This is a genomic window from Variovorax sp. Soil_C_39 (genome assembly GCF_057656815.1).
Map to the genome: position 1 here is coordinate 301,327 of NZ_JBDGJQ010000001.1, position 15,167 is coordinate 316,493.

The following is a 15,167-nucleotide window of genomic DNA, read 5'->3' on the forward strand; positions in this document are numbered from 1 at the left end:
GCACGACCCGGCTTCCGGGTCGTGCTTTTCTATGCCAGGGCCTCAGCCTCACCCAGTCGCTCGCCCAACTGTGCCAACAACACCGGGCTGCGCAGGATCGCATGGTGGTCCTCGTCGAGCGCCGGGGCGCTCGCGAGGTCCGACCGACCCAGCTGCAGCGCGAGCGCGGCCCGGTCCGCTGCCGGTCGCCGCGCGATCCACCAGCACTCGGCGCAGCAGCGCAGCGGCACGAGGGCTTCGGTCTCGATCGCCTTCAGCTGCTGGCCGGTGAGGAAGATGCGGGCCAACTCGTCGTCGGGCAGATTCGTGTAGGCCGGCATCTCGAGCGTGTCGCCGCGGGCTTGCGCTTGCGCACGGGCCTGTGCGATCAGCGCAGCCACGGTCGCCTCGTCGCAGACGAAGTCGTCGATGTCCAGCAGCCCCTCCAGGCGCGCCGCGGGCCAGGCCGACGCAACGAAGTCGGCGAAGTCACGCCGGCCGTCGTCATCCACCGTCTGCATCCGCGCATCAGGCTCGGGCACATAGGGATCGACCAGGCCGAGAAACGCCACGGCCTGGCCTTCGACCTCGAGCCGCGCCGCCACGGCCGCCGCGAGCGCGCCGCCGAGCGACCAGCCCAGCAGGTGGTACGGCCCCTGCGGCTGCACGCCGCGGAGCATGCGAGCGTAGTCGTCGGCCATGCGCGCCAGCGACACGTCGCGGTGCGTGGGGTCGGCAAGCATGCGGCACGGCAGGCCGTACACGGTGCGCACGCCCTGCAGGCGGCGCGCCACCGGCGCGTAGTCGTACACCGTGCCCAGCGCGGCGTGCATGCAGAACAGCGGCGCCGCACCGGGCATCACCGCGTTCAGGGCGACCAGCGATGGCGCATTGGCACGCCCGCCCAGCAACCCCGCGATGGTCGGCGCGCGCAGGAAGTCGTGCAACTTCAGGTCGAGCGCCGGCATGCCCAGACGACGCGCCTGCGCCATCACCTTCAGGCTCAGCAGCGAGTCGCCGCCGAGTTCGAAGAAGTTGTCGTCGCGGCCCACGCGTTCCACGCCGAGCACTTCTGACCAGATGCGCGCTAGCGCGTGCTCGGTGGTGCCGCGCGGCGCGTCGTAGCCATCGCCGCCGGCGAACACCGGCGCGGGCAGCGCATGGCGATCGACCTTGCCGCTCATGTTGAGCGGCAGCGTGTCGAGCGCCACGATCACGGCCGGCACCATGTGCTCGGGCAGCAGCACCGCAAGGCTCGCACGCAGCCGCGAAGCTTCGATGCGCTCGCCCGCGAGCGGCGACACATACGCCACCAGCCGCGCGCCGCCCGCGCCCTGACTGGCGACGACCACGGCCTCGCGCACCTGCGGCAGCGCCAGCAGCTGCGCCTCGATTTCGCCGAGCTCGATGCGAAAGCCGCGGATCTTCACTTGATGGTCGATGCGCCCGAGGTACGCCATCTGTCCGTCGGCCTCCCAGCGCACGAGGTCGCCCGTGCGGTAGAGCCGGCCGCCCGGCGCGCCGAAGGGGTCGGCCACGAAACGTTCCGCGCTCAAGCCCGCGCGCTGCAGGTAGCCGCGCGCCAGGCCGTCGCCACCGAGGTAAAGCTCGCCGGCCACGCCGGGCGGCACCTGGTTCATCGCGCCGTCGAGCACGTAGGCCGTGCGGTCGCCCACGAGGCGGCCGATGGGCATGTAGGCCGCGTCGAAGCCCTCGCCCGGCGCGGCCTTGGCGATCATCGGCGTGATCACCGTCTCGGTCGGCCCGTAGCCGTTGACGATGCGCGGCGGCTTCAGCGCCGACTGCACCAGCGCGAAGCTGGTGCGCGGCATCGCCTCGCCGCCCACGGTGTAGGAGCGTATGGGCAGCCGGCTCGCAGCCTCGCCCATCAGCTCGGCCATCTGGTGCAGGTAGCCGGGCGTGAAGCAGGCGATGGTGATGCCGTGGCGCGCAATTTCGGTGCAGGTGCGCTCCACCGGCCAGACCTCTTCGTCGCGCGGCATCAGCGCCGCGCCGAAGGCCAGCGGCACCCAGGTGCGCTCGTGCGCGCCGTCGAAGTTGATCGACGCGAACTGCAGCTCGCGGTCCTCGGGCGTCATGCCGTAGGCCTCGCCGATGGACTGCACATGCATGGCCAGCGGCCCGTGCGCCACGGCCACGCCCTTGGGCTTTCCGGTCGAGCCCGAGGTATAGATCACGTAGGCCAGGTGGTCGCGATGCACCGCCACGCCGGGGGCGTGCGCCGGCCCGTTCGACAAATCGAGCGTGTCGAGCGTCAGTGCCTTCACAGCCGGCATTCCGATGCGGTCCAGCGCGACGGCATCGTCGGCCAGCAGCAGCGCGACGCCGCTGTCTTCCACCATGTAGGCCAGCCGCTGTGGCGGGTAGGCCGGGTCGAGCGGCACGTAGGCGCCGCCTGCCTTCAGGATCGCGAGCAGCGCCACGACCATGTCGGCCGAGCGCCGCACCGCGAGGCCCACGCGCACTTCGGGCCGCACACCCGCGCGCCCTAGGTGGTGCGCCAGCCGGTTGGCACGCGCGTCCAACGCGGCGTAGCTCAGCTTGTGGTCGCCAAAGATCAGCGCCGTGGCCTCGGGCCGCAACGCTGCCTGGCGTGCGACCAGCACATGCACCGGTGCCGTGTCCTGGTAGGCGGGCGTGTTCACGCCCCAGGCCTGCAGGCGCTGCGCCTCGTCGGCCGTGTACAGGTCGAAGGCCACGACCGGGTGCGTGGCCGCCTGCGCCAGGTCGTCGGCCACGCGGCGCACCGCGTCGTGCATGTACTGGCACACGCGCGCGGCGCCGACCGACGCATCGACCTGCGCGGTCAGCGCGAAGCCGTCGGCGCGTTCGTTCACCGACAACGCGAAGGCGTAGTTCGAGCGTTCCTGCGCGCCGAGCGTCTCGATGCCTTCCCAGCCGCCGGCATCGGCGCTCGCAGCGGGCGATTGCGCCACATATCGGTAGTTCAGCAACGTCGAAAACAGCGGCGTGCCCTTGGGCACCGCACTGCAGCGCTGCGCGAGCGACAGGCTCGCATGCTCGTGGTGCAGCAGGCCGGCCAGCGCGGCGTGGGTCTGGCGCACGCAGGCCAGCGCGTGGCTGCGGCCCAGCGTCACGCGCAGCGGCAGCGTGTTGATCATCATGCCGAGCGCGCGCCCCGCGCCCTCCCCGCCTGCGAGCCGGCCGAACAGCACGGTGCCGAACACCACGTCGTCCTTGCCCGTGGTCTTGGCCAGTACCAGCGCCCACGCCAGGTGAAACAGCGTGGCTGTGCTGACACCGCTGCGCTGCGCCTGCGTGCGCACGGCCTGCGCCAGCGCCGCGTCGAGTTCGAGGTGCGCTTCTTCCACGGCCGTACCGTCGCCGCGCGCATCGAACAGGTCGAAGGGCGCGGTCGGCTCGCGCACGTCGCCGAGCATGCGGCGGAAGAACGTCTCCTGCTCGGCCACGTCGGCACCGAGCCGCGCTTGCGCGACGAAGCTGCGGAACGGCACGGGCGAGGGCAGTGCATCGGCACGGCCCTGCAACAGCAGCGTGATCTCCTCGACCAGCAGGTCGCGCGACACATGGTCGAGCGCCAGGTGGTGGCTCGGCAGCTGCAGCAGCCAGCCGCCGCCCGCAGTGTCGTGCGTGGCAATGGCGCGCAGCATCGGCGCACGGCGCACGTCGAGGCGGTAGCGGCCGGGGCGCACATGCGCTTCGAGCTGCGCGGCGACATCGCCCGCGGCGGCGTCGATCGGCAGCCATTCGATCTCGGCGGGCGCATCACGGTGCACCACCTGCACCGGCTCCGCCAGCCCTTCCCATAGCACTGCCGTGCGCAACATGTCGTGGCGCACGATGACGAGGTTCAGGCAGTCCATGAACGCGTTCAACCGCGCTTCGCTGTCGAAGCGCATCTGCAGCGACTGCACGTAGACGTCGCCCTCGGCCTGCATCAGGTGATGGAACAGCAGCCCTTCCTGCAGCGGCGCGAGCGGGTAGATGTCCTGGATGTTGGCCGCGCCGCCGGGCACCGCGGATTCGATGCGGCGCAGCTGCGCGTCGTCGAGCGTCACCAGCGGCAGCATCTGCGGCGTGAGCCGCGTGCAGCCGTCGGGAATCGCGTTGTCGGGCACCACCGGTGCCGGGCGCGGCGAGGCACCGGCTTCCAGCGTCGCGCGCGCGAAGTCGGCGAAGCGCGGGTTCTGGAACAGCGTGCGCACCTGCGCACCGAAGCCCTGCCGGCGCAGCCGTTCGAGCAACTGCATGGCCAACAGCGAGTGGCCACCGAGTTCGAAGAAGTTGTCATTTCGGCCCACGCGCGGCGCGCCGAGCACGTCGGCCCAAACGGAGGCCATCGCCTCCTCGGCCGCCCCTTGCGGTGCCTCCCAGGTGTCGGCCGCGGCAGCGAACAAGGGCTCGGGCAGCGCGGCGCGGTCGACCTTGCCGTTGGCGTTGAGCGGCAGCGCCGCGAGCACGGTGATCGCCGATGGCACCATGTACTCGGGCAGCAGCTGCGCCAACCGGTCACGCAGCGTGAAGGCCTCGACCGGGCGCTGCGCATCGAGGCTCGACACGTAGGCCAGCAGCAGCGCACCGCCCGCGCGCTGGCGCGCGACCACGACGGCCTCGCGCACGCCGGGCTGCGCGCGCAGACGCGCCTCGACCTCGCCGAGTTCGATGCGGAAACCGCGCACCTTCACCTGATGATCGAGGCGCCCCAGGTATTCGAGCTGCCCGTCGGCGCGCCAGCGCACGAGATCGCCGGTGCGGTACAGGCGACCACCCGCGGTGTCGAAGGGGTCGGCCACGAAGCGCTCGGCACTCAGGCCGGCGCGGTTCAGGTAGCCGCGCGCCAGCCCCGCACCGCCCAGGTACAGCTCGCCGGCCATGCCGGGCGGCACCAGATTCATGTCGGTGTCGAGCACCACGGCGCGGCGATCGCCCACCGGCGCGCCGATGGGCAGGTAGGCCGCGTCGAAGGCGGTGTCGGCATAGGCCTTGGCGATGGTCGGTGTGATCACCGTCTCGGTCGGGCCGTAGCCGTTGATGAGGCGCGGCGGCTGCAGCGTCTGCATCACGCGCTCGCAGGCAACGCGGCCCATGGCCTCTCCGCCGACGGTGTACGAGCGCAGCGTGGGCACGCGCCCTTCCTCACCGAGTTCATCGGCCATCTGCTGCAGGTAGCCCGGCGTGAAGCAGGCGACGGTGATGCCGTGGCGCCGCATTTCCTCGCGGCTGCGGTGCACGGTCCACAGCTCCTGGCTGCGCGGCATCAGCGTGGCGCCGAAAGCCAGCGGCGTCCAGATGCGCTCATGCGCGCCGTCGAAGTTGATCGAGGCGAATTGCAGCTCACGGTCTTCGGGCGTCATGCCGTAGGCGCGGCCGATGGTCTGGATGTGCATGCTCAACGGGCCATGCGCCACGGCCACGCCCTTGGGCTGACCGGTGGAGCCCGAGGTGTAGATGACATAGGCCAGATGCTCGGGATGCACCGCGACATCGGGTGCGCCGTCGGGGCCGCTGTCGAGCACGCTGCCGTCGAGCAGCAACGCGGGCAGCGCCTGCATCGACGCGCCCAACCGATCGCGCACACGCGCCTGCGTGAGAAGCAACCGCACGCCGCTGTCGGCCGCCATGAAGTCGAGCCGGTCGGGCGGGTAGTCGGGATCGAGCGGCACGTAGGCCGCGCCCGCCTTGAGCACGCCGAGCAGCGCCACCACCATCTCGGGCGAACGCTCCACCGCTAGGCCGATGCGTTCCTCGGGCCGCACGCCCTGCGCGATGAGGGCGTGCGCGAGCCGGTTGGCGCGCACATCGAACTCCTGGAAGCTCATCGGCACGCCGTCGACGATCAGCGCCGTGGCCTCGGGCCGCAGCGCGGCGTGGCGTTCGACGAGTCGGTGCACGGGCACCTCGTCCCACGCGGTGTCCTGGCCCTCGCCCCATTCGCGCAGCTGGGCGTGTTCCTGCGGACCGAGCAGCGCCACCTCGCGCAACGTGCGCGTGGGGTCGTCGGCCAGCTGACGCAGCACTGCGACGCAATGCGCGGCCATGCGCTCGATGGTCGCGGGCTCGAAGATCGCGCGGGCATACGTGAAGCCAAGCCCGAGCGTGCCGTCGGCCTGCTCCAGCGTGTCGAGCGCAAGTTCGAAGGGTGCCGCCTGCTCGTCGAGTTCCCAGGGTTCGATGCGCAGGCCTTCGAGCCTGTCGAGCGCGCCCAGGTCCTGCTGCCGGTGGTTGAAGATCACCTGGAACAGCGGCGGGTGGCTCAGGCTGCGCTCGGGCTGCAGCGCCTCGACCAGCTGTTCGAACGGCAGGTCCTGGTGCGCCTGCGCGCCCAGCGCCGCTTCGCGCGCCTGCGCCAAGGTCTCGGCCAGCGTGGTGTGGCCGGCCAGCTCGGCGCGCAGCACCTGCGTGTTGACGAACAGGCCGAGGATGCCGGCCGTCTCGGGCCGGTCGCGGTTGGCCACGGGCACGCCGAGCCGGATGTCGCCCTGGCCCGTGTAGCGGTGCAGCAGCGCCTGGAAGCCGGCCAGCAGCACCATGAAGAGCGTCGCGCCCTCGGCGCTCGCGCGGCGGCGCAGCGCGAGCGCCAGTTCTCGCGGCAGATCGAGCCGGTGGCGTGCAGCCAGGTACGGCCCCTGCGGCGGACGCGCGCGGTCCGCAGGCAATTGCAGCAGCGGCTGCTCGCCGCCGAGCCGTTCGGTCCAATAGGCGAGCTGGCGTTCGCCCTCGCCCGCTTCGAGCCAGTTGCGCTGCCAGGCCGCGTAGTCGGCGTACTGCAGTGCCGGCGCGGCGAGCACGGCAGCGTCGTGCCCCTGGCGATGTGCCTGATACAGCGCGCCGAAATCGTCGACCAGCAACTGCATCGACCAGCCATCGGACACGATGTGGTGCATCACCAGCACCAGCAGGTGCGCGGTCTCGCCGGTGCGCAGCAGGCCCACTCGCAGCAGCGGGCCGCGCGAAAGATCGAAGGGCGTGCGCACAAGGCGCGCGGCCTCGTCGCGCACCTGCGCGGGGTAGGCGCGCAGATCGGCCTCACGCAGATCGAGCACGGCCTCGGGCGACACGGTCTGCTGCGGCACGCCGGCGTCGCTCACGCCGAAGCGCGTGCGCAGCGACGGATGCCGTACCACCAGCGCCTGCAGGCTCGCACGCAGCGCCGCGAGGTCGAGCGCGCCATGCAGCGTGAGCGCGGCCGTGATGTGCGGCGCCGTGCTCTCGGGGTCCATCTGCCAGAGGAACCACTGGCGCGCCTGCGCGTACGAGGCGGGCCGCGGCGCGCCCGGCACGGCGGCCGGGTCAGGCACGATCGGCAGGCGGCCGAAATCGATGCCCTGCGCGCGAAGCGCGGCGATGAATTCCTTCTGCCGCGCCGGTGGCAAACCTGCCAGCCGTTGGGCGATGGCCCTGCTGCGTTCGCTGCTGCCAGTGCTACTTCTCACTCAACCCCCCAGACTTTCCAACAATTCATCCATGCGATCGAGGTCGCTCTCGGCCTGCGCGGCCTGCTGCGCCTGCGCCGGCCCTTGCGCGTCGAGCGCCTGCGCACACGCCGCCAGGTCGGGCAGCTCGAAGTAGCGCTGCAACGGCAGGTCGATGCTCATCTGCGCCTTGACCTGCTGCCGCAGCTTGAGCACCGCGAGCGAGTGCCCGCCGAGTTCGAAGAAGTTGTCGCCACGCCCCACGCGCGACAGCCCCAGCACCTGCGCCCACAGACCCGCCAAAGCAGCTTCGGTGGCGCCCTGCGGCGGCACATGGGCGCGTTCTTCCGCCGCTTCCGGCGGCGGCAGGGCCTGACGGTCGACCTTGCCGTTGGCGTTCAACGGCAGCCCCTGCGGCATCGCGACGATGACGCTCGGCACCATGTAGTCGGGCAGCGCCGCCGCCAGCCCCGCACGCAGCGCCGCGGGGCGCAGCGGCGCGCCTTCGGCGCCGGCCGCATAGGCCACCAGCCGCGCACCGCCCGGCCCTTCCTGCGCCAGCACCAGGGCCTGTCGTACGCCGGGCTGCGCGAGCAGTTGCGCCTCGACCTCGCCGAGTTCGATGCGAAATCCCCGTACCTTCACTTGGTGGTCGAGCCGGCCGAGGTACTCGAGCTGGCCGTCCTCGCGCCAGCGCACGAGGTCGCCGGTGCGGTAGAGCCGCCCGCCGCGCCCATCGAGCGGATCCGCGACGAAGCGCTGCGCCGTCAGGCCGGGGCGGTGCAGGTAGCCGCGCGCCAGCACCTCGGCGCCCACGCACAGCTCGCCGGCCACGCCGACGGGAACGGGCTGCAGGGTGGCATCGAGCACGAACAGACGCGCGCTCGAGGCGGGCGTGCCGATGGGCGGCAGGTCGTCAGGGCCTGCACCGTCGAGCACGAACTCGCTCACCACGTGCGTCTCGGTCGGCCCGTACTGGTTGAGGAGCCGGCACTGCGATTCGCGCGCCAGCCATTCGGCCAGTGCGGGCGTGCGCTTGAGCTGCTCGCCCGCCGTGACGATCTGGCGCAGCGCTGGCAGCCGCCGGCCCGAGGCCAGCGACTGCTCGGCGAAGTGCTGCAGCACCGAGAAGGTCAGGAACATGCGCTCAACGCCCTCGCGATGCACCAGCTCTTCCAGCGCGTCGAGGTCGAGCCGCTGCGCATCGGTCGTCTGCACGAGGCAGCCGCCGCCGGCCAGCCCGCTGACCATTTCCTGGAACGCCACGTCGAAGCACGGCGACGCGAACAGCAGCGTGCGGCTCGCGCCCGGCAGGCGTTGCAGCTGCCACGCGATGAGGCGCGCGACCGCGTCGTGGCGCATCGCCACGCCCTTGGGGCGGCCCGTGGAGCCCGAGGTGTAGAGCACGTAGGCCAGCTGCTCGCCATGCACCGGCACCGCCGGGTCGTGGTCGGGCCAGGCGGCCATGCCGTCGTCGGCCGCGTCGAGGTCGAAGGCCAGCCGCTGCACGCTCGCTGCGTCGGGCAAACGCGGCATCAGCGCGCGGCGCGTGAGCAGCAGCGAGGCGCCGCTGTCCTCGACCATGTAGGCCAGCCGCTCGGTCGGGAACGCCGGGTCGAGCGGCACGTACGCACCACCGGCCTTGAGCACGGCTAGCAGGCCCACGACAGTCTCGGCCGAGCGATCGACCGCGATCGCGACCGGCATGTCGGGCCGCACACCCTGTGCGATCAACCGGTGCGCCCAGCGGTTCGCGAGGCGGTTGAGCGCGGCGTAGGTAAGGCGATGGTCGGCCGTGACCAACGCCAGTGCGTCGGGGTGGGCCTCGGCCTGCTGTTCGATGAGATGGTGGACGGGGACGACCGTTTCCGGCCTGAACGCACCGCGCGACCAGCGCGACAACCGTTCGCGCTCGGCCGCATCGACCTGCGTCAGTTGGCCTACGGCCTGCGTCGCATCGCCGGCAAGCGCCAGCAGCGCCGCGCGCAACTGGCCCACGAGCGCTGCAGCCCGCATTTCGTCGCACAGGTCGAGCGCATGCACGAGGTCGATGTGCAGCACCGCGTCGTCATGCACCATCAATGTCAGCGGGTACGAGGTTTCCTCCTGCGTGCGCACCGCACCGAAGCGGAGGCCCGCCGCCGCGTCGTCGCGCAAGGCGGTATCGATCGGGTAGTTCTCGAACACCACCAGCGTGTCGAACAGGCCCTGCCCGCCCATCCCGGCCCAGGCCTGGATCTCGTGCAGCGGCGTGTGCTCGTGCTCGCGCGACGCCACCTGTGCCGCCTGCAGTTCGCGCAGCCAGTCGCCCACGGGCTGGCCGGGCCGCAGGCGCGCGACCACGGGCAGCGTGTTGATGAACAGGCCCAGCATGCGCTCGGCGCCCGGCATCTCGGCGCTGCGGCCGGCGACCGTGGCACCGAACACGACGGTGCTGCTGCGCGTGCGCTGGCCCAGCAGCAGTGCCCAGGCTGCCTGCACAACAGTGTTGAGCGTGACGTGCGCGGCGCGCGCGGCTTCGCGCAGGCCGCGCGTGGCTTCGGTGTCGAAGACCAGCCGCTGGCGGGCCTTTCCGGATCGCGGTGCGGCGGGCGTCACCAGCGCTGTGGCAAGGCGCGTCGGTTCTTCCACGCCGGTCAGCACGCTGCGCCAGTGCGCCTCGCCGGCCTGTTGGTCGCGCGCCGCGAGCCACGCGATGTGGTCGCGGAAGCGCCCCGGCGCGGGCTCAACCGCATGTCCCGCGTAGCTTCGCAGGACCTCGGCCAGCAGCTGCGCCACGCTCCATCCGTCGAGCAGCAGGTGGTGGTAGGTCCACACGAGGCAATGCCGCTGCGCCTGCGTGCGGGCCAGCGCGATGCGCATCAGCGGCGGGCGCGCGAGGTCGAAGCCGCTCGCGCGCTGCGATGCGGCCAGCCGCGCCAGAGCGCCCGGCAGGTCGGCGCTCTCGCGCAGGTCTTGCATCACCCACGGCATCTCGGCGCTGCGCGCCACCCATTGCAGCGGCGTGGCGCCGTCGGCCAGGAAGCCGCTGCGCAGGATCTCGTGGCGTGCCAGCACGCGCTGCCAAGCGGCGCGGAAGCGCTCGACATCGAGACCGTCGATGTCCATGCACAGCTGGTTGATGTAAGCCTCGCCTTGCGCATCGACCAGGCTATGGAACAGCATGCCGGACTGCATCGGCGACAGCGGATAGAGGTCTTCGAGTTGCGCCGCGGGCAACGGCAGCGCGTCGAGCTGCGCGGCGTCGAGCCCGGCCAACGGGAAGTCTGACGGCGTGACACCGGTAGCGCCCGAGGTGCAGTGCGCGATCAGCGCTTCGAGTTCGTCGCCGAAGCGATTCAGCCAGCCCTGCACGTCGTCGGCCGCATGGCGCGCCGCGCTGAAGTCCACCGTCAGTTGCAGTGCACCGTCGCGCACCTGCGCATTGACGCTGAATTCGTGCAGCAGCGGCGCACTCGCCGCGACGGGTTCGCCGGCGTCTTCGGGCGCGAGCGACCACGTAGCCCCAGCCGCACCGTCGACCTGCCCCAGGTAGTTGAAGACCAGCTGCGGACGCGGCAATGCGCGCAGTGCCTGCTGCTGTGCGTCCGTGCCCAGGTGCATCAGCACGCCATGGCTGAGCCCGCGTTGCGGCACGCGGCGCAGGTCTTCCTTCACGCGCTTGATCGCATCACCCCACGCCCCCAGCGGATCGAGCCGCACGGGGAAGAGGCTCGTGAACCAGCCCGTGGTGCGCGACAGGTCGAGTGCCTTCTCCGCCGGCAGGATGTCTTCGCGGCCGTGGCCTTCGAGCAGGATCGCCAATTGCGCATGGCCGCTCCAGCCACACAGCGCGCGCCCGAGCGCCGTGAGCAGCAGGTCGTTGACTTGCGTGCGGTAGGCGGCCGGTGCCACCTTGAGCAGCGCCTGCGTGCGCTCGCGGTCGAGCTGCCACGCGATACTGGCACGGCGCGCCACGGTGTTCACGCCGTCGGGCCGTGCGCACGGAAGCGCAACGGGCACGTCGGCGAAGCCCTGCCAGTGCGCGAGTTCACCGTCCATCGCGGCGGCTTGCGCCTGCAGCGCGTGCGCCCAGGCCTGCAGGCTGGCACTCTTCGGCGGCAGCGCAACGGGCCGGCCGTCGCGGCACTGCGTGTACGCGGCGGCCAGGTCGTCGAGCACGATGCGCCACGACACGCCATCGACCACGAGGTGGTGCGCCGCCAGCAGCAGGCGCCAGTCACCGCCCGGCAGGCGGATGACCAGCGGACGCAGCAGCGGCCCATGCGCGAGGTCCAGGCTGCGCTGTGCCTCATCGCACAGCGCGGCGATCTGCGCGGGGTTCGCCGCATCGCGCACCCAGAGCCATTCCTCGCGCCAGCGCGCCGGCAGCGCCTCGTAGGCTTGTTGCCAGCGGCCATCGCTTGCCTGATGGAAGCGCAGGCGAAACGCATCGTGGTGCTGCACCACGGCCGCCAGTGCAGCTTCGAGCGCGGGGAGCTCCAGCGCCTCGCGGCTTTGCAGCAGCAGCGACTGGTTCCAGTGATGGCGCTCGGGCATATCGGCCTCGAAGAACGCAGCCTGGAACGGCAGCAACGGTACCGCACCTTCGGCTTCGGTCTGTTCAGACTGCACCGCTGCGCTTGTGGGCTCTGCCACGGCTGCCTGCCCGGCCACGGTCTGCCGCTCGAACACCTGGCGCGGCGTGACCTTCCAGCCCGCCGTGCGCAGCCGCGACACGATCTGCAGGCTCAGGATCGAATCGCCGCCGAGTTCGAAGAAGTTGTCCTGCCGGCCCACGCGCGGCAGGCCGAGCACCTCGGCCCAGACCGCGGCGAGCGCCTGCTCGACCGCACCTTCTGGCACTTCGTAGGCCTGTGCCCCGCTGCGCTCGGGCTTTGGCAGCGACTTGCGGTCGATCTTGCCGTTGGCGTTTAGCGGCAGCGCCAGCAGCACGCACAGCAGCGACGGCACCATGTACTCGGGCAGCACCTCGGCCAGCCGCGCCTTGAGCACAGCCGCATCCACCGCCGCATCGGGCTGCGGCGACACATAGCCGACCAGCCGCGTGCCGCCGGGGCCCTCGTCGGCCACCACGACCGCCTCCCTCACCTGCGGCTGCGCCAGCAGCTGCGCCTCGATCTCGCCCAGTTCGATGCGAAAGCCCCGCACCTTCACCTGGTGGTCGATGCGGCCCAGGTAGGCCAGCTGCCCGTCGTCGCGCCAGCGAACGAGGTCGCCCGTGCGGTACAGGCGCTCGCCGGTGTCGCTGAACGGATCGGCGACGAAGCGCTCGGCCGTGAGGCCCAGCCGGTTCAGGTAGCCGCGCGCCAGCCCGATGCCGCCCAGGTACAGCTCGCCGCCCACGCCCGGCGGCACGGGGTTCAGGCCCGCGTCGAGCACGTAGGTCTTGCAGCCCGCGATGGGGCGGCCGATGGCGACATGGTTCAGGCCGTCGGCGCGGCAGGTCCAGTGCGTCACGTCGATGGCCGCTTCGGTCGGGCCGTAGAGGTTGTAGAGCCCCGTGCCCGGCAGGCGCTCGAACACCTTCGCCTGCGCCTCGGCGGGCAGCGCCTCGCCGCTGCAGACGATGCGCCGCAGGCTGGTGCAGGCCTCGATGCCGTCGTGCGCCAGGAAGGCCTGCAGCATGGAAGGCACGAAGTGCAGCGTGGTCACGCCGTGCGCGCGGATCAGTTCGACCAAGCGTGCCGGCTCGCGGTGATCGCCGGGCGCGGCGACGACCAGGCGCGCGCCGTGCATCAGCGGCCAGAAGAATTCCCACACCGACACGTCGAAGCCGAACGGCGTCTTCTGCAACACGGTGTCGGCGTCGCCCAGCGCGTAGGCGTCCTGCATCCAGGCCAGGCGGTTGTAGAGGGCGTTGTGGCGGTTGGCCGCGCCCTTGGGACGGCCCGTGGAGCCCGAGGTGAAGATCACGTAGGCGAGGTTTTCGCCATGCAGCGCGACCTGCGGGCAGGCGGTGGATTCGGCCGACAGGTCGAGTGCGTCGAGCACCAGCAACTGCACGTGCGCCGCCACCGGCAGCGCTTCGCGCAGATGCGACTGCGTGAGCAGCAGCGTCACGCCGCTGTCTTCGAGCATGTAGGCGATGCGCTCGCGCGGCAGCTCGGGGTCGATCGGCACGTAGGCGCCGCCGGCCTTCAGGATCGCCAGCAGCCCCACGACCATCTCGAGGCTGCGCTCGGCGGCGATGCCCACGGGCATGTCGGGCCGCACACCCTGGCCGATCAGGTGATGCGCGAGCGCATTGGCGCGCGCGTCGAGTTCGCCATAGCGCAGCACCGTGTCGCCGAACACCAGTGCGACCGCCTCGGGCCGCTCGCGCGCCTGCGCTTCGATGCGCTGGTGCACGGGCTGCGTGTACGGGCGGTGCAGCAGGTTCTCGCTCCAGCCGCGCAGCCGCGCCTCGTCGTCCGCATGGGTGAGCACGAGGTTCGCGAGCACGCGGTCGGAATCGTCCGCCATCGCCTGCAGCACGCCCTGGTAGGCGCGCACCAGGCGCTGCGCGGTCGGGGCCTCGAACAGGTCGGTGTTGTATTCGAGTCGACCGCGCACGCCGCGCGGGTCGATGTAGAAGTCCAGCGACAGGTCGAACTTGGCGCCTGCGTCGTCGAACTCTTCGAGTTCGGCGCGCACGCCCGCGAAGTCGAGCGCCACGGCCTCGCCGGCCATCTGCACGCCGAACATCACCTGGAACAACGGGCTGCGCGCGGGGTCGCGGCGGTCCTTGCGGCTGGCCAGCAGCACCTCGAACGGCAGGTCGACATGGTCGAGCGCGGCCAGCGCGTCGGCGCGCACCTGCCGGCACACCTCGCGCAGCGTGCGCCGGGGCGCGAGCCTCGCGCGGAACACCTGCGTCGTGATGAAGAAGCCCAGCAGGTCCTGCACCTCCTCGCGGTGGCGCCCTGCGTTGGGCACGCCGATCGCGAAATCGTCCTGCCCGCTGCAGCGCGATAGCAGCACCTGCCAGGCCGCGAGCAGCACGACAAACGGCGTGCAGCGTTCGGCGCGACAGAACTTCTGCAGCGCCGCCGCCAGAGCCGGCGGCAGTTCGAAGGCCAGCGCGGTGCCGGCGAAGGTCTGCTGCGCGGGGCGCGCACGGTCGGTCGGCAGGTCGAGCGACGGCACCTCGTCGCCGAGGTGGCGGTTCCAGTGCGCGAGCTGCGGCGCGAGCGCCCCGCCCTGCACGCGGCCGCGCTGCCACACGGCAAAGTCGGCGTACTGCACGGGCAGCGGCGGCAGCTGCACCATGTCTTCGCTGCGCAGCGCCAGCGCGTAGGCCGTACCGAGGTCGCGCGCCAGGATCGGGTTCGACCAGGCGTCGGACACGATGTGGTGCAGGCAGACGGCCAGCACATGCCGATCGTCGGCGAGCTTCGCGAGTCGGGCCACCAGTGCAGGCGCACGGCCCAGGTCGAACACATGTGCCGCGGTGCGGCGCACGAGCGCATCGACCGCGGCTTGCTGCGCGTCGGCGCCCTGGTCCGAGAGGTCGATGCGCTCCAGCGCGAACGGCACCTCGCCCTGCACCACCTGCATCGGCACGCCGTCGTGTTCGACGAAGTGCGTGCGCAGGATCGCATGGCGCGCAATGACCGCCCGGAACGCACGCGCCAGGGCCTCGGCGTCGAGCGCACCGGTCAGCCGGAACACGCGCGGCAGGTTGTAGGCCGTGAGCCCTGGCTCGAGCTTCTGCAGGAAGCACAACTGCTCCTGCGCATACGACAGCGGCACCGCCTGGCCGTCGTGCACGGTGCGGGTGATCTCGTCCAT

At 71.6% G+C, this 15,167-nt stretch carries 2 protein-coding genes; both read right to left on the reverse strand.

What is annotated here, in order from left to right; genetic code table 11:
* Positions 1–29: 29 nt before the first annotated feature.
* Positions 30–7,415, reverse strand: a complete 7,386-nt coding sequence (locus tag AC3A6J_RS01455) for an amino acid adenylation domain-containing protein (protein ID WP_487858115.1) — start codon at positions 7,413–7,415, stop codon at positions 30–32.
* Positions 7,416–15,167 carry an amino acid adenylation domain-containing protein gene (locus AC3A6J_RS01460; protein ID WP_487858116.1) on the reverse strand — a complete coding sequence of 2,584 codons (7,752 nt, stop codon included), beginning with the start codon at positions 15,165–15,167 and terminating at the stop codon, positions 7,416–7,418.

What these genes read in the sequence shown, in the direction of transcription:
- AC3A6J_RS01460 (WP_487858116.1), bottom strand. Translation starts at nt 15,167, where the DNA reads ATGGACGAGATCACCCGCACCGTGCACGACGGCCAGGCGGTGCCGCTG.